Genomic DNA, 25,486 nt, shown 5'->3' on the forward strand with positions numbered 1-25,486 from the left:
CGCGAAAGGTCGTGTTCTCCTTGTCCGTACGGGAAAAATTCATCCGCCGTGTCGTCTCCCTGTCTTCCCGCCGCTTAGGCGGCGATACCGATGCAGCCACGGAATTCGACTTACAGAAACGGTCGCTTCGCCGGCGTTGGGACGATTTGTTAGGAACGGAAAAGTTTCTCGCCGGCGCGGCGGCAGTCCTCCTGCTGTTGGTTATCGTACAATTCGTCTGGATTGCCGTCCTGCAGTACAACCTTTATACGCTGACGGAACAGGCCCGTATTCAGCAGACGCGAATCGCCCAGCTGGAACAATCTGTAAAAAAACACAATAACTTGCTGTATTCTACGGAAATCACCATGCAGGATATTGAAAAAAAATGGCACGACCTGCATTTCCGCGTATTGCAGAATACGTGGAAGTTAGATTCAAAAGCGGAAACTCCGTAAGACGCAAAGCCCCTTGCCGACACAGAACCGGCAAGGGGCTTCTTATATATAATGTATTATGTTGTCTATTATGTTGTCGTAAAGACGAGCTCCTTTTTATCGAGGCTGTCCACCTGAAGGACGTTGCCCTCCTTCAAGCTGCCGCCCAGCAGCATCTCGGCAATGGGATCTTCTACCAGCTTCTGGATAGCCCGCTTCAGCGGCCTTGCGCCGTAGGCAAAGTCGGTCCCTTCCTGTACCAGCACGTCGTCGGCTTCGGTCGTCCAGGTCATCTGCACGCCCTTTTCCTGAAGCCGTCTGCCCAGGTCTTCCAGCATGAGGGCCACGATGCGCCGCAGGTCCTCTGTTTCCAGTGGCTTGAAGACGAGCATTTCGTCGATGCGGTTGAGGAATTCCGGACGGAAAAACTTCTTCACGTCGTCGAGGATTTCCTTCTTAGCTATAGCAAAAGACGCCGCCTTGTCCTTGTCGGTTCCCGTCCCGGCTGCAAAGCCCATGACCGGCGCGCTCGGCTTCAAATGGGACGCGCCGAGATTGCTGGTCATAATGATGACCGTATTGCGGAAATCGACTGTGCGGCCCTTGGAATCGGTCAGCCGCCCTTCGTCGAGCACCTGCAGGAGCAGGTTGAAGAAATCGCCGCTGGCTTTTTCGACTTCGTCGAATAAGACGACGCTGTACGGCTTTTCCCGCACGGCGTCGGTCAGCTCGCCGCCTTCTTCATACCCGACGTATCCCGGCGGCGCGCCGACGAGGCGGGATACGCTGTACCGTTCCATGAATTCGCTCATGTCGATGCGTATCATCGCGTCCTGGCTGCCGAAAAGCTGACGGGCCAGCGTGCGGGCCAGCTCCGTCTTCCCGACGCCGCTCGGCCCCAGGAATAAGAACGAGCCGATGGGACGATTGACGTCTTTCAGGCCGGCGCGGGCCCGCCGGATGGCCTTGGCCACCGCCGTCACCGCTTCGTCCTGGCTGATAACCCGCTTATGCAGCTCTTCTTCCAGATGGAGCAGACGACGGGCTTCTGTTTCCGTCAGCTGCTGTACGGGGACGCCGGTCCACTGCGAAACGACGTCGGCCACGTCTTCTTCCGTCACGATGAGCTTCGCATCGTCATGGCGCTTCTTTTCCTGCTTCAGCGCGGCGATTTCATCGGCGATTTTCTTGCCTTCGTCACGCAGCGACGCGCACCGTTCAAACTCTTCACTAGCCAGGGCCGCGTCCTTTTCCTGACGAATCGCCGCCAGCCGCTGTTCCAGGGCCTGCACGTCCTGCGACGGCGCGTAGACCTTCATGCGCACGCGGGCCGCCGCTTCGTCGACGACGTCGATGGCCTTGTCAGGCAGATAGCGGTCCGAAATGTACCGGGCCGACAATTTGACGGCAGCCCGGACTGCTTCGTCGGTAATGCGCGCCTTGTGAAAGGCTTCGTACCGATCCCGCAGGCCGAATACGATCTGTTCGGCCTCGTCTTCCGACGGCTCGCCGACGAGGACGGTCTGAAAGCGGCGGGCCAGGGCCGCGTCCTTTTCCAGATTTTTCTTATATTCGTCGATCGTCGTCGCACCGATGCACTGCAGCTCGCCCCGCGACAAGGCCGGCTTGAGGATATTGGCCGCATCCATCGAGCCCTCTACGGCTCCGGCGCCGATGAGCTGGTGAAGCTCGTCGATGAATAGGATCATGTCGTCGTCCTGCTGGACGGCTTCGATGACCTGCTTAATACGGTCTTCAAATTCGCCGCGGTATTTCGTCCCGGCGACGAGGCTTCCCATGTCTAGGGAAAAGATACGCTTATGGGCCAGTACGTCGGGCACGTCGCCCGTTACGATGCGCTGGGCCAGCCCTTCAGCAATAGCCGTCTTGCCTACGCCGGGCTCACCGATGAGGACGGGGTTGTTTTTCGTACGGCGGCACAAAATCTGAACGACCCGTTCGATTTCCCGGCTCCGGCCGATGACCGGGTCGATCTTATCCTCCCGGGCCAGTTCGTTCAAATCGCGGCCAAATTCGGATAAATCGATGGCCTGCCCGTCGGCTTCGCCTCCGGCAGCGCCGTTATTCATGAGCTGGACGATTTTCTGCAGCAGTTCGTCTGGATTGACGTCCATCTGTTCCAAAATCCGCCGGGCCATGCAGCCCTGTTCCTGCAGCACGCCGGCCAGCATGTGCTCCGTGCTGATATATTGCTGCCCCAGCTGGTTCGCTGTCCGCACGGCCAGCTCCATGGTCCGCTTCGTCCGCGGCGTGAGCCGCAGGGCCGACGTCGCTTTCTCGCCGACGCCGACGGCGTTTTGAATCGCCCGGGTAACGTGCTCCGACGTCAGCCCCTGCTGTGCCAAAAACTGTCCGGCCATGCTGTCCGTATGGAGCACCAGGCCCAGCAGTATATGTTCTGTCCCGACATAATCATGGCGGAACGATTTTGCCGATTCCTGAGCATAGCGCAGTACCTTCTTCGCGTCGCTCGTAAATCGATTATTCATGTGTCTCACTTCCTTTTATAGGGACTCTGGAAGAGACGCCGCTCCGTCGCCTGCCGATACCATGCGGCGGATAACGGCCGCCCGTTCTCGTTCCATCTCCGTGTCTCCGAGTTCCCGCCCGGCTTCGGCCTGCAAGTACGCCGGCGTAATAGCCGTCAGCAGTCCCTCGTACAGCTGGGCCGGCTTTGCAATGACGCCGGCGTCGATGCCGAAGCGCAGATCGCTCAACAGCGACAGCCCTTCCTGTTCGCTCATCAGCCAGGCCTGCGACAGCGTGCCGTAGGCCCGGCAGAATTTATCCTTCATCGTGTCACCATCATGGGTCCACAAAATCTGACGGCAGTTTCGTTCTTCCTGCACGACCTGGGCGACGAGCTTGCGCAGCTGTCCTAAAATATCTTCTTCCGACACGCCCAGGGTAATCTGGTTGCTGATTTGGAATATGTTGCCGATATATTCGTCCCGTTCGCCGTACATACCGCACACGGCGAAGCCGAATTTCGTAATTCCCTGGACGATGCGGTTCAGCCTCTTCATCAATACCAGCGCCGGTATGTGAACCGTGACGCCGGCAATGAGTCCTGTACCAGTAATCGACGGGCTGGCCGTCAAATAGCCGAAGTCGTCGCGATAGGCAAAATTCAGCTTCTGTTCCAGGCAGTCGTCGATTTGAGACGCGTCGTCCCAAGCCTTTTGCAGGTCGAAACCGGCCGCCGCCGTCTGGATGCAGAAATGATCCGTTTCGTTGACCATGACGGCCGCAGCGCCGTCGTCCCGCACGATAACCGCCCGGGAAACAGGCTTTGTAATATGGGCGGCTGAGACGAAATGCTTGGCTGCCATCAGCTCCCGCTGCAGAGGCGTCAACTCGTCCAAATCAATAAAGGCATATCTCCCCCGTCCCATAACGCTTAAAAGAGGCGTCATGCGCCGCCCTTCGGCAAAGACAGCCGCCAATTCGGCGTCGGACGCCCGCTGGGGAAAGACGTAGTTCTTTAAATTCCGGGACAGGCGGATGCGGCTGTCGACGACGACGTCGCCATAATCGCCAATCTGTTCCTGCCAGGGACTGAGGGGCTTGCGTAGAAAGTCATACGGCATCGGTCAGCCCTCCCTTCCGCCGGCGTCAGGCTGCATCCTCTGCAGGGCCCGTATTTCGTCGCGGACCTTCGCCGCTTCTTCGTACCGCTCTTCCTGCACCAGCTTCTGCAGATGCTGGCGGAGGCGCTTGATATGCGTCATCGTGCGGAAGACGCCCGTGCCGCGGTTAGGCACCTTGCCGTCGTGTTTCGTGTGGCCGTGAATGCGGCGCAGCAGCGGCGGCAGCTCTTCCTTAAACGCTTCGTAGCAATCGGGGCAGCCAAAGAGCCCCGACCGGTTAAACTCGCCGTACGTCATGCCGCAGCTGGCGCAGCGCGGCTCTTCTTCCGACTGCCCCGTATAATCGGGATAAGCCATCTTGCGGAAAAAATCATTATTAATAATATTTAAGTCCTGAAACAGAGCTAACTTGCTATGTGTCTTTGCACACGCCGCGCACAAATGCAGATCTGTGCGCCGCCCATTTTCAAAGGACGCAATATGGACGACAGCCTCTCTCTTTTTGCAAATATCGCACAGCATCGGTATCACCCTCCTTCCGAAAATGGGCTAATGGGTATTCAGATGACGGAGAATCCGGCTGATGACAGCCAGCCGCTTCGCCTCGTCATCGATTTCCTTATACAATGCGTCAAAGGTCTGATGCATGAGAATAGCTTCTCGGTTCGTCATGCGGTGCTGCTTGATGAGCTGGAACAAAAATCCGTCCAAATCGTCCAAGGTAATGCTCACCGCCGGCAGCCGTTCTTCCAGCAGCACCGGCGTGCGGTCCTGCTGTTTCGGACGCAGGCGGACGATGCGGACGAAGCCGCCCGAACCGCGCCGCGATTCGACTAAAAATCCCTTGTCGTTGGAAAAGCGGGTGCTCAGGACGTAGCTGATCTGCGACGGCGCGCAGTTGAGCTCGTCGGCCAATTCATTGCGGCGCAGCACGATGTTTTCTTCCTCTTCTTCCAGCAGCTTATGCAAAATAAATTGTTCAATCTTATCAGCTAATATACTCATTATAATCACCTGCTCTATTGATTGTCGTACAAAAGACGTCTATTAGTTCATCTTTTTGACTTTATTATATTCGTCTTTTTGACTTTTTGCAAGCCGCTACGGCCTGCTATGACAAAAAAATACTGCAAGCCTCTGCCGCTGGGCAGACGACTTGCAGCATATATACATATATTATTCTTTCGGCGCTTCGATAGGGTCGTAATCGGCGGGCTTATCGACGATGGCCGCCTCATCCACGGCGGACGGAACGGGCGCGAACCCTTCGCGGAACAGGCCGCGAATCGCCTCGATATAGGCCGGTACGATCGTATCCATGAGCAGATACCGCTTCCGAAACAGATTGCGCTTCTGCGACTTGATTTCGTCGTACTTGCGCCGCTTTTCTTCGATAGGCAGGCGAATATACCACTGTTCCTTCCCGTCAGCTACAGCCCCTTCATCGTTCCAGAAGTCGTCGAAATTCGTCTTCTTCGAACGGTTGCCCCGCAGCAGGTGGCTGTTCGTATAAAATCCCTCGTCGGTAATGGCATACATATCGCGGATGCCCAAGGTCTGGACGAAGATGCGCATAAGATACAGGATAAAATTCTTCGGCCGGTAGCCGAAAAGCTTTTTCGTCAGCGCCTTTGTCGTTTCCAGGCCGTGCTTTGAGCCCTGAATCGTGCCGATGTACATAGACGGAGCGCCGTCGGCATTGTAATCAAAGCGGAAGTTAAAATGGTAAATCATTTCGCCTTCATGATACAAGTACAAGGACAAAAAGCCTTCCTTGCGCTGCCCCGTATCGAAAATCAGGCGTGCCTCCAGCGGCAGCGACGCGTCAGGCGATTTCCACAGCGTATAGCCCTTGCCCCAATACAGCTCATGAATGACTTCGTCGGAAAACATAGTCCGCAAAATCGTAAAATGATGAAGCAGCGCGTCCAGGCGCTGGCGCATCGTCGAATTTTTAAACAGGAACACGCGGGTCATGACTTCCTGAAAATCCGGGTCCTGCCTGTCGAAAAAGCCCTTCATCGGCTCGTAGGCGTCAAAAAAAGAATATAGTTCCTCAAATAAAGAGCGGTTCGTCACGGCGCGGACAAAAAAAACGACGGCCCGCTTATTTTCTTGAAAATTGCGCGGACCGTAAATGGTACGGGACAATCGCCAGAAATAAGATATGCTATGCATGAAACAGCCCCCTTTAGGCAAAAATACATCGATGATAACCGTAGCAATAAATTATATTATACGTTTTTTTATTTTATACTGTCAACGTCTCTTTTTACCTGTTTTTTACCTGCCTTTGACGGTGAGTTTATACATTCTTTATATAGTAAATATATCATGATTAGTCAGAAGGGAGTATTCCGTTTATGAAGTATCCGACAAAAAAACGCATGCAGAAATACGCCGCCAGCGTAGTCTGCGCCTTATCGATCCTCACGGCCGTACAAGCGGCCCCCGTATGGGCCGCACCGGTCCATACTGCCGCCGTCAGCCAGAGCGCCGCGCAGCAGCACGTCCAGAGCGCCAACTGGGAACCGACCGTGAAGGCTTCCTTAAATCAGTTCATGGACATGTACGGCAGCCGTTCTGCTTCGTACGACGCAGCCAACCGCCCCTACGCCGTCTTTGATTTCGACAACACGACGTCTATCCTGGACGTAGAAGAGCAGCTCATGGTCTGGCAGCTCGACCGCCTGGCCTTTGCCATTGAACCGGACCAGATGGAAGCCGTCCTGCGCACGGGCATTCCTGCCGATAAGCTGACCTTGACGTACGGCGCCGACGACGGCGACGGCCGCCCCGTCTCGATTGAAGCAGCCATTAAAGACGCCGCAGCAGCTTATAAACAATTGTACGCCAAGGGATTGATTACCAAAACGGGCAAGGAACAGCCTGCCGAAGTACGGGTCAGCCCGGAATATAAAGAGTTCACTGCCAAGATGCGCTGGCTCTACGACGCTATCGGCGATACGATGGACGCTTCCGTTTCCTATCCCTGGGTCACGTACTGGTACACGGGCATGACGCCTGACGAAGTATACAATTTGGCCTATGAAAGCCACAGCTTCTATGGTAATCCCGATAAAGGCCAGACGTGGAGCAAAGGCAAATATGTCAGCCCCGTCGATTACAAGAGCGAAGCCGGCAATGTATCCGTATCGTACAAACTCGGCATCACCGTCTCTCCGGAAATGAAGGAGCTGTACAAGACCTTAAACGACAACGGCATCGACACCTGGATTGACACGGCCTCGCCCGTTGACGTCGTACGCGCCGCCGTCGATTACTTCCAGGTTCCCGGCGTCGACGGCATCGTCGGCATGACCAACAAAAAAGACGCCCAGGGCCGGTATATCAACTCGTACGACTACGAGCTTCATGCCCAGACCCAGGGTGTCGGCAAATCCCTGACCATCGACAAGGTCATCGCGCCGAAGTACAACGGCCAGGGCCCTGTTTTCGCCGCCATGGATTCTCAGGGCGACTTCAATTTCTGCACGGAATATAAAAACACCAAGGCCGTCTTAATCCTGAACCGCGAACGTTCTGACGATGCCGGCTTATGCGCCGCCGTCGCCGCATGGCAGAAAAAACACGGCGTTACCTTGGCCGAAGCCAATAAAAACGGCGACACGCTGTTCCTCCTGCAGGGCCGCAACGAAAACGCCGGCGTCCTGTGGGCGACCGACCAGACTCAGCTGCTCGGCAAAAAAGACAACGCCTACTTATCTGATAAAGCCTTAGACGTAATCAGCCAGTTAGATGCCGGCAAAACGGTAAAACAAGCCCTGGAAGACAACACGAAGCTGAAAGATTACCAAGGCTACAAAACGCGTTAAGCAGCTATATGCCGTCATATAGTTACTTATATACTTCACAATGTATTTCCCAGTCCTTCCCAGCAAGTCCGAGGAAAAAACAAGCCGGAGCGCAGCGCCCGGCTTGTTTTTTTGCGTCTGAAAGACGACGCGGTTATTTTAATTTTTTGAGGATGCGGGGATTGACGCAGCGGATATCCCGCACGCCCGTAATCATCATGGCGTCGCACAATTCGCGCTTAAACGTATCCAGCATCAGCTTGACGCCTTCCGCGCCGCCGCCGATGGCCGCAACGGCTGCCGGACGGCCGACGAGGACGGCGTCGGCGCCTAGAGCAATGAGCTTCAATACGTCTTCGCCGTGACGGACGCCGCCGTCGGCAAAGATCGTAATCCGCCCCTTGACGGCTTCGGCGATTTCCGGCAGTACGTCGGCCGTGCCGACCATACCGTCCAGTACGCGGCCGCCGTGGTTGCTGACGACGATGCCCTTAGCTCCCGCTTCCGCGCAGGCCAACGCTTCTTCCGCCGACATGACGCCCTTTACGATAAAGGGAATCTGAATGGACGCCGCTACCTTCGCAATGCTTTCAGCGCTCTTCGGGCCGACAGGCTGGCCGAAAATGCGCATATTGATCAGCGTCGCCGCGTCGATATCGCAGGCCACGGCCGGAGCGCCTGACTGTTCCGCCAATACGGCCTTTTCGATGATCTTGTCGTCTTCCCGCGGCTTAATCGTCGGGACGACGCAGCCCGGACGCTTTTTACAGGACGCGATGCCCGAAGAGTACATGTACGGCGCGCCGCTGTCACCGGTGAAGGCCCACGTGCCGGCTTCCATCGCCCCCTGCGTAACGGCTTCGTCGTATTTGATTTCTTCCTCTTCCGGGTCGCCGTCGACCTGAGCGTTCAGGACGATGCCGCCTACCGGCGCGATGAGTATAGGCAGGCTCAGGGTCTTGCCAAAAATTTCAACGGCCGTCGACGGTTCTTCTACGCCCGACATGCTGCGCATGATCAAGCCGTACTCCTGCAGCGATTCCAAGTTGCGCGCAAAGGAACGGCCCGTCCGCAGTCCGCCGAAGCCGGGAATCATGCCGACACAGGCTTTGCCGTTGCACTCCGGACAGACGCGGCAGCCTTTCATCCGTTTTTTAGCCTGTTCGCGAATTTCCTTCATATCCATTGCAATATTCCTCCTTTAACAAAAAAAGCTTACTATCATGAGTATACCACATGATAGTAAGCTTTTACTAACAACTTACGCTAATTCTTTTGGAATTAGTCCATTTTTACGAAAGCGTCTTTACCAGCGCCGCAGGTCGGGCATGCCCAGTCTTCCGGCAAATCGGCAAATTTCGTGCCAGCTGCTACGTTGTTTTCAGCGTCGCCTTCAGCTTCGTCATAAATGTAACCGCAGATGGTGCATTCGTATTTATCCATTGAAAAAACCTCCCTAAAAAGAAACATTAATAAATATCAATTATTGATAATCCTTAACTATCATACCATACGGGACGATATTTTGCAACCTTATTTTGCCTTTTTACCCATGCTGATGTCGACGATACCCGTCGAGTACGGCGCGATTTCATACTGCCCGAAAATGAAGTGGATGACCTTGTTTTCGTCGAGGTAATAATTCTTCGGCAGCTCCGTCAGGCCTTCGAAATATGTGGACAGCTGATACTTGCTCAGGAAAATCTTGGCGTTGATGCGGTCCAGCGTAAAGAATTCCGCATCCTCTGGCCGTACCAAATCCTGCCAGTCCAGCCGTTCGCCCGTTTCCAAATCGAAGGTCACGCCGTGCTTCCAGCTCGTCGGGTGGGCGGCCTTGTCAAAATAGATATAGCCCTGGTCGATGAAGGACAGATACTTGCCGTCGTTGAGCGTCACGACGTACGACTTTTCTTCAGTCATCTTCATGCCTTCCATGCTTTCTTTATCAAAAAACGCCTTGGCCTTGGCTTGTTCTTCTATAAAGTATTGCGCGATTTTCTGGCTGGCTGCAGCGTTGCCGGCGACGGAAACTGCCGGATACTGTATCGTCAGCGTGCTGCCGTTTGATTTCGTGTATACGGCCTTCTGCGCGTCCTGCACCGTCGCCGGGGCCGCGGCGAAGGATAACGAGCCGACCAGCAAGGCGGCGCACAGCGCGGCCGCTAATTTTTCTTTCATCATACCTACCTCCTGCGTACTGTGTATGCTTTATTATACCATAGTTCAAAAAGCAAATGCCATTGTATTTCAGGGATAATCCTTAAACATTCTGTAAATCCGCCTTATTTTCCACGACTTTCCTCTTTTCATCCGTTCCCAGGCGGAAAAAGTAATAGACGTTTTCCGCAGCCTGCCGGGTCATGCCCGGCACGGCGGCCAGCTCTTCTACCGTAGCCGCCTTCATGGCGTCCAGATTTTTAAAGGCTCCCCACAAGGCCTTGCGCCGTTTCGGCCCGATGCCTTCGATGTGATCCAGAATAGACACGAGATTCCGCTTGCCCCGAAGGCTGCGGTGATACGTAATGGCAAAACGGTGCGCCTCGTCGCGGATAGCCTGGAGCAGCTGCAGCTCCGGCGTGTGATGACTCAGGATAATCGAATCGCTCCGCCCCTCGACGAATACTTCTTCTATCCGCTTGGCCAGACTGATAACCGGCGCTTCGCACCCCGCCTCGCGTATAATAGGCAGGGCGGCGTGAAGCTGCCCCTTGCCGCCGTCGATGACGATGAGGTCCGGCGCGGGCCAGTCCCGCTCGCCGTAGCGGCGGCCCATGATTTCCGCCATGGATTTGAAATCATCAGGCTTCCCCTGCACGGTTTTCAGCTTAAACCGCCGGTACTCCTGCTTCGCCGGCCGGCCGTGCTCAAAGACGACCATCGACGCGACCGTCTCAATCCCCTGCGTGTGGGATATGTCGAAGCATTCCATGCGCTCCGGCAGGCGCGGCAGGTCGAGGACGCGGGCCAGGGCTTCGACGGCTCCGCTGGTCTTGTCCGTATCGTGCTGCCACTGGAGGCGGCGCTGTTCGAGGAGAACGCGGGCGTTATCCTCGGCCATGGTCAGCAGTTTCTTCTTGAGGCCCCGCTGCGGGATGACTAAGGCCACGTTTTGTCCCTTCTGCAGCGTCAGCCGCCGTTCGTAATCCTCTTTATCCTCTACGGCCGAGACGATAATTTCCTTGGGCACGAACACGCCGTCGACGTAATACTGATCCAATACGGCCGACGTCAAAGCGGCCGCCGTTTCGTCGGCACTGTTTTCCAGGCTGAAGGTCTCCCGTCCCATGAGGCGGCCCTGGCGGATAGTGTAAATCTGGACGCAAGTCTGCCCGGCGTCGCCGGCAAAGCCGAGAACGTCCATGTCGCCGCCGCCGACAGTCGTAATATTCTGCTGTTCCTGAATCACCTTGACGGCAGTTATCTGGTCGCGGTACATGGCGGCCTTTTCGAACTCCATCTCTTCCGCCGCCGCTTCCATCTGCTCCTGCAGCCTTCGCACGACGCCCGCATCGCGTCCTTCCAGTATGTCGACGGCCTGTTCTACAAGCTTGCCGTATTCACCCTTCGTAATGTAGTGGACGCACGGCGCGTCGCAGTGATGCAGATGGTACTGCAGGCAGGGCCGATCGGCCTGCATCGTCCGGCAGGAACGGATGCGAAAGGCCCGCTGGATGAGCTTCAGCACGCGATGAACGGCGCCGGCGTCGGCAAAGGGGCCGAAATAGCGGGCGCCGTCTCGATGGACGCGGCGGGTCATAAAGACACGCGGATAGTCTTCCTGCACCGTCACCTTGATATACGGGTAGGTCTTATCGTCGCGCAGCATGATATTGTAGCGCGGGCGATGCTTTTTAATGAGCGTGTTTTCCAGTATGAGCGCTTCCATCTCGTTGGCTACGACGATAGTTTCCACATCGGCGGCGTGGCTCATCATCGCCGTCACCTTCGGCGCGCGCTTGGCGTCGTGCCGGACGTAGCTGCGCACGCGATTACGCAGATTCACGGCCTTGCCGACGTAAATGATCTGTCCCCTGTCGTTTTTCCACAAGTATACGCCGGGCTGGGTCGTCAAATTTCGTACCTTATCGAGTACGGCTTCACTCAAGGCCATGGCAGTTCCCCTTCATCAAGTCCTTCGTCCGTTCCAATACGGGCTTCAGGAATCTTCCCGTATAGGACTGCGGCACCTGGCAGATATCCTCCGGCGTCCCCGTCGCTACGACTGTGCCGCCGCCGTCGCCGCCTTCAGGGCCTAAATCGACGAGATAATCCGCCGCCTTGACGACGTCGAGGTTGTGCTCGATGACTACAACCGTATCGCCGCCGTCGATGAGCATCTGCAGTACGTCCATGAGCTTATGAATATCGGCGGCATGGAGGCCCGTCGTCGGTTCGTCGAGGATGTACAGCGTCCGGCCTGTACTGCGCTTGGACAGCTCCGTCGCCAGCTTGACGCGCTGCGCTTCGCCGCCCGATAAGGTCGTCGCCGGCTGGCCGAGGCGGATATAGCCCAGCCCCACGTCCTGCAGGGTCCGCAGCTTATTGAGGATGCGGGGAATATTTTCAAAGAAATCACAGGCGTCGTCGACAGTCATGTTGAGGACGTCCGATATGGTCTTCCCCTTGTATTTAACTTCCAGCGTCTCCCTGTTGTAGCGCGCGCCGTGGCATACCTCGCAGGGCACGTATACGTCGGGAAGGAAGTTCATTTCGATGCGGATGATGCCGTCGCCGCGGCAGGCCTCACAGCGGCCGCCCTTGATGTTGAAGCTGAACCGCCCGGCCTTGTAGCCTCTCACCTTTGCCTCCGGCGTCTGGCTGTACAGCTGGCGGATGAAATCGAAGACGCCTGTATACGTCGCCGGATTGGAACGGGGCGTACGGCCAATAGGCGACTGGTCGATGTTGATGATCTTATCGATATATTCCGTCCCTCTGATTTCCCTAAACTTGCCGGGACGATGGGGCGTGCCGTATACGGCTTCGGCCAATCCCTTATACAGGATTTCGTTGACCAGCGTCGACTTGCCCGACCCCGATACGCCCGTCACGACAGTCAGGGTGCCGATGGGAATCGATACGTCGATGTTCTTCAAGTTGTGCTCCGCCGCGCCGATGACTTCGATATACGTCCCGTTGCCTTGGCGCCGCTCCTCCGGAATAGGGATATATTTCGCCCCCTTTAAATACTGTCCCGTCAGGGACTGCTCGCAGGCCATAATATCCTCTGCCGTCCCCTGGGCCACGATTTCACCGCCGTGCTCTCCCGCCGCCGGGCCGATGTCCAGTATATAATCGGCGGCCCGCATCGTATCCTCGTCATGCTCGACGACGATGAGCGTATTGCCCAAGTCGCGGAGGTGCTTCAAGGCCTGGAGCAGCTTGTCGTTGTCCCTCTGATGGAGGCCGATAGACGGCTCGTCGAGGATGTATAAAACGCCGACCAGACCGGAGCCGATCTGCGTCGCCAGGCGGATGCGCTGCGCTTCGCCGCCCGACAAGGTGCCGGCCGTACGGGACAAGGTCAGGTATTCCAGGCCTACGGTCTGAAGAAATTCCAGGCGGGCCCGGATTTCCTTAAAAATCTGCCGGCCGATCATCTGCTGTTTTTCCGTCAGCTCCAAGCCGTCAAAAAATCGAATCATGTCGCCGACAGTCAAATTGGTCAGCTCGGAAATATTCAGGCCGCCGATTTTAATAGCCAGCGCTTCATGGCGCAGGCGAGTGCCGCCGCACGTCGTGCAGGGCTTGACCGACATAAACTGCTCGAACTGGTCGCGCATCATGTCGGACGACGCCTCCTTATAGCGGCGGCGCACCATGGGAATGACGCCTTCAAAGGCCGTGGCGTACTGCTTCACTTCGCCGCGCAGGTTTTCATACTCAAAGACGCACGTGTCGTCAGAGCCCCACATCAGCTTTTCCTGCAGCTCGCCGGGCAGCTCGTCATAGCTGCTGTCCAGCGTAAAGCCATAGGGCTTGAGCAAGCCGCCGAGCTGGCGCATAAACCACGAATCGGGATTGCTGCTCAGGGCTGCAATAGCGCCGTCAGCAAAGGATTTCGTTTTATCAGGCAGTACCAAATGGGGATCGACCTCCATGGTGCTGCCGATGCCGGAACAGGCCGGGCAGGCGCCGAAGGGGCTGTTGAAGGAAAAGAGATGGGGCTCGATTTCCGGCAGGCTCACATGGCAGTCAGGGCAGGCGAAATGCTGGCTAAAGGTCAGCACCTCGTCCGTGCTCATGCGCAGGATATGGACGATGCCGCCGGCCAGCTTGGCCGCCGTTTCCAGCGAATCGGTCAGGCGGGGCAAAATGCTGTCCTTAATGACCAGCCGGTCGATGACCACGTCGATAGTATGCTTTTTATTCTTATCCAGAGGAATATCGTCGGACAGGAGATATACCTCGCCGTCGACGCGGACGCGGACATAGCCGTCTCGCACCAAGCCGGCCAGCACCTTCTGATGCGTTCCCTTACGGCCGTCGACGACAGGGGCCATGACCATGACCTTCTCCCCCGCGCCGAGAGCCATGACAGAGTCGGCCATCTGCTCGATCGTCTGCTGGCGGATCGGCTTCCCGCACTTCGGGCAGTAGGCGTCGCCTACGCGGGCGTAGAGCAGACGCAGGTAGTCGTAGATTTCCGTGACCGTGCCTACAGTCGAGCGGGGATTGCGGCTCGTCGTCTTCTGGTCGATGGAAATAGCCGGCGACAGGCCTTCGATATAGTCGACGTCAGGCTTGTCCATTTGCCCTAAAAACTGCCGGGCGTAAGCCGACAAGGATTCAACATAACGCCGCTGGCCTTCGGCGTAAATCGTGTCGAAGGCCAGAGACGATTTCCCCGAACCGGATAAGCCCGTAAAGACGACGAGCTTATCGCGGGGAATTTTTACATCTATATTTTTCAAATTGTGCTGTCTCGCACCTTTGATACTGATATATGGTTCCTGCATAGGTTACGTTTTACTCCTTTTTGCCTTAGGTTTGCTTGGGGCGTCCGGCTTTTTCCGCCGCGCGTCGGGCCGGCGCACCTTGCGCACGTACCGGGACGAGGGCATATCCTTGCCCTGCAGCTCCTTAGGCAGCGTGTCGTCGTGGCTCATATCAGCCAGCTGCTGCCGCAGCTGCCCCAGGCGGTCGCGCAGTTCCGCCGCCTTTTCAAATTCCAGATTTTTCGCCGCCGTCTTCATCTGCTGGGTCATGGTGTTGATGACCTTATGCAAGGCCTCCTTCGTCAGCTTTTCACCTTTGCCTCTATATTCGGCCTGGTCTTCGGCGACCTTCGTCAGCTCGATGAGGTTGACGACGTCTTTCTTGACGGATTTCGGCGTAATATGATGCTTTCGATTATAAGCGTCCTGCACCTCGCGGCGCCGCTTCGTTTCGTCCATAGCCCGAGCCATGGAATCGGTAATCTTGTCAGCGTACATGATAACCGTGCCGTCGACGTTTCGCGCCGCCCGCCCCATCGTCTGGATGAGAGACGTATCGGAACGAAGGAATCCTTCCTTGTCAGCGTCGAGAATCGCTACGAGGGACACCTCCGGCATGTCCAGCCCTTCGCGCAGCAGATTGATGCCGACGAGGACGTCGAATACGCCGGCCCGCAGGTCGCGGATGATTTCGGCCCGCTCGATCGTCGCAATATCCGAATGGAGATAGCGGACGAGGACGCCCATTTCCTTTAGATAATCGGTCAAATCCTCGGCCATCTTCTTGGTCAGCGTCGTCACCAGCACGCGTTCGTTCTTTTCAGTCCGTTTCCGTATTTCACCCAGCAAATCATCCATCTGCCCGGCAATGGGCCGCACTTCGACCTTCGGGTCCAGGAGCCCCGTCGGGCGGATAATCTGCTGGGCCAAATTGGTCTGGACCTCCATTTCATAGGGCCCCGGCGTCGCGCTGACGTAGATAACCTGGTTAATCCGTTCGACGAATTCTTCAAATTTCAGCGGCCTGTTGTCCAGCGCCGACGGCAGGCGGAACCCGTACTCGATGAGGTTTTCCTTCCGCGACCGGTCGCCGGCGTACATAGCCCGCAGCTGCGGCAAGGTGACGTGCGATTCGTCGATCATGATGAGGAAATCGTCGGGGAAATAATCGAGGAGCGTGTACGGCGCTTCGCCAGCCTTCCGTCCTGCCAGATGGCGGGAATAGTTTTCGATGCCCGAGCAGTAGCCCATTTCCATCATCATTTCCATATCGTACCGCGTCCGCTGCTCCAGCCGCTGTGCTTCCAGCAAATGGCCCCCTTCCTTCAGGATAGCCAATCGCTCTTCCAGCTCGGCCTCGATCGTCTTCAGGGCCTTATCCATTTTTTCCTTCGTCGTGACATAATGGCTGGCCGGATAAATGGCCACGTGCTTGCGCTCGGCCACAACCTCGCCAGTCAGCACGTCGACCTCCGTCAGCCTGTCGATTTCATCGCCGAACATTTCAATGCGGATGACGGAGTTGTCGAAGGCCGCCGGGAATACTTCTATCGTATCGCCGTGAACGCGGAAAGTACCCCGTTCGAGATTCATATCGTTGCGGGAATACTGGATATCGACGAGCTTATGAAGAATTTCTTCCTGCGTCTTTTCCTGTCCCAGACGCAGCGACACGACGAGATCGCTGTAATCCTCCGGATCGCCTAAGCCGTAGATACAGGACACGGAGGCCACGATGATGACGTCGCGCCGTTCAAACAGGCTCATCGTCGCCGAATGGCGCAGCTTGTCGATTTCATCGTTAATCGACGCGTCCTTTTCGATATATGTATCCGTAGACGCGATATACGCCTCCGGCTGATAGTAATCGTAATAGCTGACGAAATAGGCCACTTCGTTGTCCGGGAAAAAGGCCTTGAATTCGCTGCACAACTGGGCAGCCAGCGTCTTGTTATGCGCAATGACCAGCGTCGGCTTCTGCACGGCCTCGATGACCTTGGCCATCGTAAAGGTCTTGCCTGTCCCCGTCGCGCCCAGCAGCACCTGGGCCCACTGCCCAGACCGTATCCCTTCGGCCAGCGACGCAATCGCCTCAGGCTGGTCGCCCATGGGCTCGTACGGCGCGACGACGCGAAACGGCCGCGACGTATCATAATCCTTATTCAAATACGACTGTATATCCATAACACTCTCCTGCCACGGCATAGTAAAAAATAATTATTATTGATTACCTTAGTATAGCACGGCTGCAAACGTATGTACAGATGATTCTACAACCAATTCGTCTCCACTTCGTCTTTTAGCCGGCAGAACATATCATAGTACGACGCCTTCGTCTGTCTCACGATGGATAAGGCAATAAGCTCGTTATACGAATGACTCACGTTATTTCGGGCCTGCAACGCCTGAAGCCACATCGTTTCATTGCGTATCATATTCGCTTTATAGGCCGTCTTTAAAATCTGCCTGGGCGAGCCTGTCGCGCTTTCGGCATAGCCGCTGTCTTCCAGCAGTTCTTTCATCATCTTCCATGCTTGTTCAAAGCAAATTTCATACAGCCCGACTAATCCCGTCAAAACAACGGTATTATACGGTTCTTCATAGGAAAATAGCTCCTTAAGATTTTTCAAGGCCGCACAAAAATTATCGTACTTTTTCATAAATGACAATGCCCTCTCTTTCGATAGATTGCCGCAATTCGTCCTGCACTGGCCCGTCTAAATCGACGACGTCGTACATGAGCAGCGTCGACGTTTCTTCGTCTACGGCCAAGGCAAATTGGACGACATCGCCGCCGCTGACGGCCAGATCTATGTCACTCGTCCGTTTGTAATCGCCCCGCGCTCTGGAACCAAATAAAATGACTTTTTCTATATGATATGTTTCTGCCAACTGCCGTATCTCATCCAGTACGCCCGGACGAATTCCAAACTCCATGCCCTTCACCTCATTCCAATATCTATCCTTATTATATCATCCTCCGTATAAAAACTATACGCCGTATATTCACGACGATCCTTTCCTGCACATACAAAAACGAGAGCCCTGACACGGACTCTCGTCGTAACGCTATGCTATTATTTTGCCATCATTTCGGCTACCTTATTAGCGAAGGCTGCCGGGTCATCGGGCATGATGCCTTCGAGAAGCAAGGCCTGATCGTAGAGCATCTTGCAGTAGTCTTTGAATTCAGGCGTATCCTTGCCGGCTTCGTGAATGCCCTGAAGCTTGGCGAAGAGCTGATGCTGCGGGTTGATTTCCAAAATGCGGCGCGCCTTGAGCATCGGGTTGTCGGCGGCGGCAAAGGCTTGTTCCATCGCCAGGGACGGGCCAGCCGCGTCGGCGACGAGGCAGACGGCGCCGCTCTTCAAGCGGTTGGACAGGCGGACGTCGACGACCTTGCCGTCGAGGAGTTCTTTCATGTCCTTCAGAAGGCCTTCGTTGCTCTTAGCCAGGTCTTCGTTTTTCTTCTTTTCTTCCTTAAATTCTTCGTCTTCCAAATCCAAATCGCCGCGGCTGATGGAGTGGAATTTCTTGCCGTCGTATTCGCGGATGGCTTCTACGGCGAATTCATCGACGGGATCGGTCATGCACAAGACTTCGATGTCTCTGTCGCGGAGCATTTCCATCTGCGGCAAGGCGTCGATAGCGGCCTTATCCTTGCCCGTAGCGTAGTAGATTTTTTCCTGGCCGTCTTTCATGCGGCCGACATATTCTTTCAGCGTGCAGAGCTTGCCGTCCTTGGACGACATGAACAGGAGCAGGTCTTTCAGCTTATCTACGTTGTTTTCTCCGGTCATCATGCCGCTGTACACGCCGATTTTCAAGGACTTGCCGTATTCGGCCCAGAATTTTTCATAGGCTTCGCGTTCTTTGTCGAGCTTGCGGGCCAGCGTCTTGAGGATGTTCTTTTCCAGATTACGGCCGATGAGCTTTAATTCACGGCTCTGCTGGAGCAGTTCGCGGGAAATGTTGAGAGACAAATCAGGAGAATCGACAAGGCCTTTGACAAAGCGCAGGTAATCGGGCAGCAAATCTTTGCATTTATCCATGATAAATACATGGCGCGAATAGAGCTGCACGCCCGGTTCATAATCGGCATAGTACAGATTGAAAGGCGCACTGCCCGGAATAAACAGCAAGGATGTGTATTCTACATTTCCTTCAACGCGGCTATGGAAGATTTCCATCGGTTCGTCCCATTCATAGAACTGATGCTGGAAAAATTCCCTGTATTCTTCAGGCTTAATATCCGACTTATTACGGGTCCACAAGGGCTGCATGGAGTTAAGTGTCCGCGTTTCCGTATGTTCTTCTTCCGGTGCGTCTTCAATAACCTTGCCGTCGGCGTCCTTCGGCTTTTCCTTCGTCGTGAAGTCCATCGTAATGGGATAGCGGATGTAGTCGGAATATTTCTTGACCAGGCTTTCCAGGAGGTATTTGTCCGTGTAGTTTTCTTCCGTTTCGCCGCCGTAAAATTCCTTGCCCAAGGTCAGGATAATCGTCGTGCCGTGCTTCGGCTTTTCGCAGGTTTCCAGCGTATACTGGCCGTCGCCTGCCGATTCCCATTTATAGGCTTCTGTTTCGCCGGCTTTGCGCGTGACGACCGTCACCGTATCGGCGACCATGAAGGCCGAATAAAAGCCGACGCCGAACTGGCCAATCAGGTCTTTGTCGACGCTGCCGCCTTCCTGGGCTTCCTTCAGCTTTTCCAAAAAGGCCTTCGTGCCCGATTTAGCAATGGTGCCCAAGTTCTGCATGAGCTCGTCTTTATTCATGCCGATGCCGTTATCGGAAATCGTCAGGGTATGCTTGTCTTCATCCGGCGTCAAATGGATTTCAAAGGCCGTATCGCCTTCGAGAAGGTCGTTATTTGTCAGCGATTCGTAATGCAGCTTATCGATCGCGTCGGATGCGTTGGAAATCAGTTCCCGTAAAAATATTTCGTGATTCGTATAAATGGAATGAACCATCAAGTCCAGCAGTTGTTTCGTTTCCGCTTGGAATTCAAAGGTTTCTTTCGCCATGTTCAACAATCTCCTTTATTCAGAATGTGTTAGCACTCTTAGCATCAGAGTGCCAACTCCCTTTTATATAATACAATAAAAAGTCAAATAGTCAATAGCAAACTTGCAAATCTGCGGCAATTCCAGCCTTCTATCCGCCAAAATATTTCCCTTTGTCATTTAGGGTAGGTTATTTATTATATAATTTATTATACATATACGTTGAATCCTGCCGTCATCAGGTCTATAATAAGTGATATACAATATATGCATGATTTTTTATCATATATACGCGTCAGCGTATCCACTATACAGCAGGGGGGTATTATATCATGATACATACGTATGGATTAGAACGAATCGGAATTTTTTACCCGGCCAACGTGTACCGCAACATGTCTCCGGCCTGGCTGACCGAGCAGGCCCTGATTCGCGGCGAAGGCATGCTGAGCGACACGGGAGCCTTAGTCGTCCAGACTGGGAAATACACGGGCCGTTCGCCGAAGGACAAATTCATCGTCGACACGCCGGCCATTCATGAATACATCGCCTGGAACAACGTCAACCGCCCGATTTCGCGGGAAAAGTTTGACGCCTTGAAGGCTAAGATGACGGCTTATCTGCAGAACCGTGATATCTTCCTCTTCGATGGCTTTGCCGGCGCCGATTTAATATGCCGCAAAAAATTCCGCATCATCAATGAATTAGCCAGCGAAAACCTGTTTATCCGCAACCTGCTCATCCGCCCGACGGCCGACGAATTGAGCCAGTTCGGCGACCCGGACTTTACGGTCATCGTCACGCCGGGCTACCGCTGCGACCCGAAGACGGACGGCGTCCGTTCTGAAGCGGCTATCATCATCGACTACGAAACGCGGGTCGTCCTCATCGCCGGCACGCAGTACGCCGGTGAAATCAAAAAGAGCGTCTTCTCCGTCATGAACTACTTCCTGCCTGACGAAGGCGTCCTGCCCATGCACTGCTCGGCCAACATGGACCCGGTCACGAAGGAAACGGCCATATTCTTCGGCTTATCCGGCACGGGGAAAACGACCTTGTCGGCAGACCCGAACCGCAAGCTCATCGGCGACGACGAACACGGCTGGTCGCCGCGGGGCATCTTCAACTTTGAAGGCGGCTGCTATGCCAAGTGCATCAACCTGAACCCCGAAAAGGAACCAGACATTTACAACGCCATCCGTTCGGGCAGCCTCGTCGAAAACGTCGTCCTCGACCCGGCGACGCGGCGGCCGAACTATTTCGACAGCAAGTATACGGAAAACACCCGCGTCGGCTATCCCATCGACTACATTCCTAACGCGGCCATTCCCGGCATCGGCGGCATCCCGAAGGTCATCATCTTCCTGACGGCCGACAGCTTCGGCGTCCTGCCGCCTATCTCCCGCCTCAGCAAGGAAGCGGCTATGTACCACTTCATTACCGGCTTTACGTCGAAGGTAGCCGGCACGGAACAAGGCATTACCGAGCCGGTGCCGACCTTCTCCACCTTGTTCGGCGAACCCTTTATGCCCCTGGCTCCGGAAATCTACGCCGGCATGCTGGGCGAACGAATCGAAACGTATCATACGAAGGTCTTCCTGGTCAACACCGGCTGGACCGGCGGCCCCTACGGCATCGGCAGCCGCATGGACCTCAAGTACACCCGCGCCATGATTACGGCAGCCCTGAACGGCCGCCTCGATTCGGTCCCCTACAAGCACGACAGCCGCTTCAACGTCGACGTGCCCCAGTCCTGCCCGGGCGTCCCCAATCAGATCCTCAACCCGCGCGATACGTGGGCCAATAAAAAATCCTACGACATCATGGCCGACAAGGTTGCCGCCATGTTCCAGGAAAACTTCACGGAAAAATACCCAGACGTCCCGGAAGAAGTCAGCGACGCCGGCCCGAAACCAAAGGCCAAGCCCTAAGGCCTGATACTTCTTTCATGTAAAAAACCGTAAGGAGAGGCGTTTCGCCCTTTCCTTACGGTTTTCTTATATCATGTTAACAGCTTCTTTAACAGCTTCTTTAGGTGTCGAATACAGTCATGTCCAGGCAGTCGAACCCATCCAGGAATGATTTAACGTGGCCAATGATATCCTGGCAGCCGCCTTCTTCCTTGCTTTCGACGTTCAGCGGCATGTTCGGGTCGTGGAGGGACATGCGCAGGAGCGCCCAGCCTTCAGGGAATACGAGGCGCACGCCTTCGTACGACGGCTTGGCGACGACGACGCCTGCGGCGACGGCCCGCTCTTCAAAGGCTTGCAGTACCCTTTCGCCGTAAGCCTTTACGTCGTCTGTGCCCTGAATTTTGAGGCGGTATTCCTTGCTTTCAGCCGGATGCTTCAAGTTTGCGACCAAATCGCCGACAGCTTTCCCCGCTTTATTGGCCTGGGCCGCCGCAATGAGCAGCTTGACCGCCAAATAGGCGCCGTCGTCGAGGTAGTAGTTTTCGCTCAGCGCGCCGTGGCCCGACGTTTCAATCGCTAAGGGCGATACGACGCCGCTCTGGTTGAGGCGGATGCATTCGTTGATGACGTTTTTATAGCCCCGCATGTAGCGGTGATGGATGAGATGAAGCTCATCTTGCAGGAAGGCCGTCAGCTCGTCCGACGTGACCGAGTCCGTGACGATGGTGCTGCCCGGATAGTCGGGAGCCAAGATGGCCGCCATCATGGCGATGAGGGCGTTGCGGTTGATGGCTTCACCATCGGGCAGGACGGCGCTCATGCGGTCTACGTCCGTATCGAAAATGAGGCCCAAATCGGCATGGTTATCGAGAACAGCTTTGCTGATCGCCGCCATGGCCTCTTTATTTTCCGGATTCGGAATATGATTGGGGAACATGCCGTCCGGTTCGAGGAACTGGCTGCCCGTCGTATCGGCGCCGAGGACGTCGAGGACCTTCGAGGCAAAGAAGCCGCCTGCGCCGTTGCCGGCATCGACGACGATGCGCATGCCTTCCAAGGGCTTGCTGTCCGGGCCTGCGCCTACGCCGCTGCGGATTTTGGAGCACAGGTGCTCGGCATATATATCGATAATCGGCAGCGTCTGCACGCCGGACACATCGCCGTGTGTTTCTTCCAGCGACGCCGCCCGGGTCAGGACGTCTTTAATATCAGCCTTTTCCAGACCGCCGTCTTTCGTAAAGAATTTCAAGCCGTTGCGGTTGTACGGCAAATGGCTGGCCGTAATCATGATGGCTCCGTCCATATGAGTCGATTCGAAGATAATCGACATGAACATAGCCGGCGTCGAAGCCAAGCCGCAGTCAAACCCGGCTACGCCGCAGGCGCAGAGGCCTTCCAGCACGGCCTGCTTCATCGTGCCGGCAGAAATACGCGAATCATGGCCGACGGCAACGCGCAGGCTGTCGACAGGTTTGCCCGTCTTTTCCGCTAAAAAGGAGGCAAAGCCGGCGGCAATGCGGTTCGCCGCTTCGGGAAACAGCGTCACGGGCTCGCCGGGAACGCCTTCTACGGCGACGCCGCGGACGTCGCTGCCGTTCTGCAACTTCATCATATCTGATTCTGTAATCATAATCGTTCACTCCCAATATTAGTAATTCTATATTATAATAGTAATGGAAAGCGCCGCAAAAAACAAGGCGCGTCTTCACAAATAACTCTATGCTGTAAAGGAGATTTTCATGAACCAACCGGATACGCTCGAAAACAAAGCAAAATCCATGATGATTTTAGCTATGCTCATCTTCGGTACCATCGGCATTTTCGTCCGCTACATCCCCCTGCCGTCCAGCGTCATCGCCGTCGGCCGCGGCATCATCGGCACGGCCTTTTTATTTCTGTTCATCAAAGGCAAGGGCATCCCCATATCCTGGCCGGATATCCGGCAAAACCTGCTTCTCCTCTGCCTGTCCGGCGCGGCCCTGTGCGGCAACTGGACCTTCCTCTTCGAAGCCTACCGCTACACGTCCATCGCAACGGCGACGCTATGTTATTACATGGCCCCGATCATCGTCATCCTAGTCTCGCCGATTTTCCTGAAAGAAAAGCTGACGGCCCGCAAATTTCTCTGCGTCCTGACGGCGCTGGCCGGCATGGTCCTCGTATCGGGCATTGGCCAGGAAGGCGGCAGCGCCAACATGACCGGCGTGTTCTTCGGCCTGTGCGCCGCCTGCTGCTACGCCTGCATCGTCATCTTCAATAAAAAAATCAAGCCTATGGCCGCCTACGATAAAACCATCGTCCAGCTTGGTCTGGGAGCCCTGCTGCTGATGCCCTATGTCCTCTTAACAGAAAACGTCACTGCTCTGGACGCCTCTCCCTTCAGCCTGGCCATGTTCCTCGTCGTCGGCGTCGTCCATACAGGCTTTGCCTACGTCTTTTACTTCGGCTCCATGCAGTCCTTAAAAGCCCAGACCATCGCCCTGTTCAGCTACCTGGACCCGATTTTCGCCATCCTGCTGTCGGCCGTCGTCCTCGGCGAGCCCCTCGGCATGACCAGCATCATCGGCGCAGTCCTCGTCTTAGGCTCGACGCTGGTCAGCGAATTAAAGGCCTGACCATTTGCAGAAGGAATCATTCCATGCTAGACTATGTGTATACTGCATAGAAAAAAAGGAGAGTACTTACATGCTAACCTATAAAATCATCGCCTGCGACATGGACGAAACCCTGCTCAGCAGCGACGCTTCCATCTGCCGCCGCAATATCGAAGCCATCGCCCAAGCAAAGGCCCAGGGCGTCAAATTCGTTCCCTGCACGGGGCGGGGATTCCGTTCCGTCGAAGGCGTCCTGAAAACGCTGAACCTGTTCGACGAAGCCGGACAATACGTCATCGGCTTCAACGGAGCCAGCATCACGGAAAACAAAGGGCACCGTTCCCTATTCTGGGACCCGATTCCCTTCGACCTAGCCGATAGGATTTACCGCAAAAGCGCATCCTACGGCCTTTGCATGCACATTTACACACGCGATACCGTATACATCAGCGGCGTCACGCCTGACGAAGAGGATTTTCTCCGCGGCCGCATGGCCTATGTGCCGACGGCGGAAAAGACCCTCGACTTCCTGCGCGGCAAGGAAGAAGTCTGCAAGCTCATCATCATGCACACCGACTACAGCCGCCTGCAGGAAATCCACGCCGAAATGAAGCCCCTTCTCGACGACATCACGGTCAGCTTTTCCAGCAACCGCTACATCGAATTCATGCACAAGGGCGTCACGAAAGGCGTCGCCCTCCTCAAATTAGCCGCCATGCTCGGCGTACAGCCTGAAGAAACGATGGCTATCGGCGACAATATCAACGACATTGAAATGCTCCAGGCCGCCGGCCTCAGCGTAGGCGTCCATAATTTAAATCCCCTAATCCGCCAATACTGCAGCGTCGTCACCGACGCGACGAACAACGACGGAGCCGTCGGCGAAGCCATTGAAACCTTCGTATTGAAATAACCCGTTCAATAAAGCAAACGATATATTACATCACGCCAACAAGGCATGCCCTGCGAGTCTCAGACCCGTTAGGCATGCCTTGTTAGTTCATCATATATTTTATGGATTATGAGGGTTAACAAATTATACTATTGAAATAACACACTTTCTGCAAACAAATTCATTTAGGACGGTAGTGTCAAGTATTTTTCGCAAAATGGTTTGCAGGCCCTGATATGAGTGAAGTCACCCAGCAATGGAGGTATCCTCCAGAGCCGCCTGTAGGTGCTTCATGTTCATG

20 protein-coding genes are annotated in these 25,486 nt (G+C 55.2%); 5 read left to right on the plus strand and 15 right to left on the minus strand.

Features of this window, described 5'->3' with window-relative positions; all coding sequences use genetic code 11:
• The first annotated feature begins 20 nt into the window (after positions 1-20).
• The gene (locus B5F80_RS06945; RefSeq protein WP_087478096.1) at positions 21-437 is read left to right on the plus strand and encodes a hypothetical protein; all 417 of its coding nucleotides are present in this window, start codon (positions 21-23) and stop codon (positions 435-437) included.
• A 68-nt stretch (positions 438-505) separates the two neighbouring features.
• On the opposite strand, the gene B5F80_RS06950 is transcribed toward B5F80_RS06945, so the two are convergent.
• From B5F80_RS06950 to B5F80_RS06970, 5 genes are all read right to left on the minus strand, one after another.
• Positions 506-2,926 carry an ATP-dependent Clp protease ATP-binding subunit gene (locus B5F80_RS06950; protein ID WP_087478097.1) on the minus strand — a complete coding sequence of 807 codons (2,421 nt, stop codon included), beginning with the start codon at positions 2,924-2,926 and terminating at the stop codon, positions 506-508.
• Between the two features lie 15 nt (positions 2,927-2,941).
• Positions 2,942-4,027 carry an ATP--guanido phosphotransferase gene (locus B5F80_RS06955; protein ID WP_087478098.1) on the minus strand — a complete coding sequence of 362 codons (1,086 nt, stop codon included), beginning with the start codon at positions 4,025-4,027 and terminating at the stop codon, positions 2,942-2,944.
• Positions 4,028-4,030: 3 nt separating this feature from the next.
• Positions 4,031-4,549 (minus strand): UvrB/UvrC motif-containing protein, encoded by a 519-nt coding sequence (locus tag B5F80_RS06960; protein ID WP_087478099.1) that lies wholly within the window; start codon positions 4,547-4,549, stop codon positions 4,031-4,033.
• A gap of 27 nt (positions 4,550-4,576) precedes the next feature.
• Positions 4,577-5,032, minus strand: coding sequence for a CtsR family transcriptional regulator (locus B5F80_RS06965; RefSeq protein ID WP_087478100.1), 456 nt, complete (start codon positions 5,030-5,032; stop codon positions 4,577-4,579).
• A gap of 171 nt (positions 5,033-5,203) precedes the next feature.
• A complete protein-coding gene (locus tag B5F80_RS06970; RefSeq protein ID WP_087478101.1) occupies positions 5,204-6,205 on the minus strand; it encodes a VirK/YbjX family protein in 1,002 nt (333 codons plus the stop codon).
• A gap of 185 nt (positions 6,206-6,390) precedes the next feature.
• On the opposite strand from B5F80_RS06970, the gene B5F80_RS06975 reads away from it, so the two are divergent.
• Positions 6,391-7,863, plus strand: coding sequence for a hypothetical protein (locus B5F80_RS06975; protein WP_087478102.1), 1,473 nt, complete (start codon positions 6,391-6,393; stop codon positions 7,861-7,863).
• A gap of 133 nt (positions 7,864-7,996) precedes the next feature.
• On the opposite strand, the gene B5F80_RS06980 is transcribed toward B5F80_RS06975, so the two are convergent.
• The 9 genes from B5F80_RS06980 to htpG form a co-directional block, all read right to left on the minus strand.
• Entirely contained in the window at positions 7,997-9,028 is a 1,032-nt protein-coding gene (locus B5F80_RS06980; protein ID WP_087478103.1) for an alpha-hydroxy-acid oxidizing protein, read from the minus strand.
• 95 nt (positions 9,029-9,123) lie between these two features.
• Positions 9,124-9,285, minus strand: a complete 162-nt coding sequence (locus B5F80_RS06985; RefSeq protein WP_087478104.1) for a rubredoxin — start codon at positions 9,283-9,285, stop codon at positions 9,124-9,126.
• A gap of 90 nt (positions 9,286-9,375) precedes the next feature.
• Positions 9,376-10,023, minus strand: coding sequence for a DUF3298 and DUF4163 domain-containing protein (locus B5F80_RS06990; protein WP_087478105.1), 648 nt, complete (start codon positions 10,021-10,023; stop codon positions 9,376-9,378).
• 79 nt (positions 10,024-10,102) lie between these two features.
• Positions 10,103-11,953 (minus strand): excinuclease ABC subunit UvrC, encoded by a 1,851-nt coding sequence (gene uvrC / locus B5F80_RS06995; RefSeq protein WP_087478106.1) that lies wholly within the window; start codon positions 11,951-11,953, stop codon positions 10,103-10,105.
• A complete protein-coding gene (uvrA, locus tag B5F80_RS07000) occupies positions 11,940-14,801 on the minus strand; it encodes an excinuclease ABC subunit UvrA (RefSeq protein WP_087478107.1) in 2,862 nt (953 codons plus the stop codon). The genes uvrC and uvrA overlap by 14 nt, the downstream gene beginning before the upstream one ends.
• Before the next feature lie 3 nt (positions 14,802-14,804).
• Entirely contained in the window at positions 14,805-16,964 is a 2,160-nt protein-coding gene (uvrB, locus tag B5F80_RS07005) for an excinuclease ABC subunit UvrB (RefSeq protein ID WP_087478108.1), read from the minus strand.
• Between the two features lie 86 nt (positions 16,965-17,050).
• Positions 17,051-17,440, minus strand: a complete 390-nt coding sequence (locus tag B5F80_RS07010) for an HI0074 family nucleotidyltransferase substrate-binding subunit (RefSeq protein WP_087478109.1) — start codon at positions 17,438-17,440, stop codon at positions 17,051-17,053.
• Entirely contained in the window at positions 17,424-17,717 is a 294-nt protein-coding gene (locus B5F80_RS07015; protein ID WP_087478110.1) for a nucleotidyltransferase domain-containing protein, read from the minus strand. The genes B5F80_RS07010 and B5F80_RS07015 overlap by 17 nt, the downstream gene beginning before the upstream one ends.
• Positions 17,718-17,857: 140 nt before the next feature.
• A complete protein-coding gene (htpG, locus tag B5F80_RS07020; protein ID WP_087478111.1) occupies positions 17,858-19,807 on the minus strand; it encodes a molecular chaperone HtpG in 1,950 nt (649 codons plus the stop codon).
• A gap of 311 nt (positions 19,808-20,118) precedes the next feature.
• On the opposite strand from htpG, the gene pckA reads away from it, so the two are divergent.
• Positions 20,119-21,717: a phosphoenolpyruvate carboxykinase (ATP) gene (pckA, locus tag B5F80_RS07025; RefSeq protein ID WP_087478112.1), complete on the plus strand. Its 1,599-nt coding sequence runs from the start codon at positions 20,119-20,121 to the stop codon at positions 21,715-21,717.
• 100 nt (positions 21,718-21,817) lie between these two features.
• On the opposite strand, the gene B5F80_RS07030 is transcribed toward pckA, so the two are convergent.
• Complete coding sequence (locus B5F80_RS07030) at positions 21,818-23,329, minus strand: hypothetical protein (RefSeq protein WP_087478113.1); 1,512 nt, start codon at positions 23,327-23,329, stop codon at positions 21,818-21,820.
• 109 nt (positions 23,330-23,438) lie between these two features.
• Here B5F80_RS07030 and B5F80_RS07035 point away from each other — a divergent pair, with 109 nt between their 5' ends.
• Entirely contained in the window at positions 23,439-24,314 is an 876-nt protein-coding gene (locus B5F80_RS07035; protein ID WP_198643465.1) for a DMT family transporter, read from the plus strand.
• 70 nt (positions 24,315-24,384) lie between these two features.
• On the plus strand, positions 24,385-25,206 hold the full coding sequence (locus B5F80_RS07040; RefSeq protein WP_087478114.1) for a Cof-type HAD-IIB family hydrolase: 822 nt from the start codon (positions 24,385-24,387) through the stop codon (positions 25,204-25,206).
• Positions 25,207-25,486: the final 280 nt, after the last annotated feature.

Origin of the sequence: Megasphaera sp. An286 (assembly GCF_002163455.1) — a bacterium.
Classification (GTDB): Bacteria; Bacillota; Negativicutes; order Veillonellales; family Megasphaeraceae; genus Megasphaera; species Megasphaera stantonii.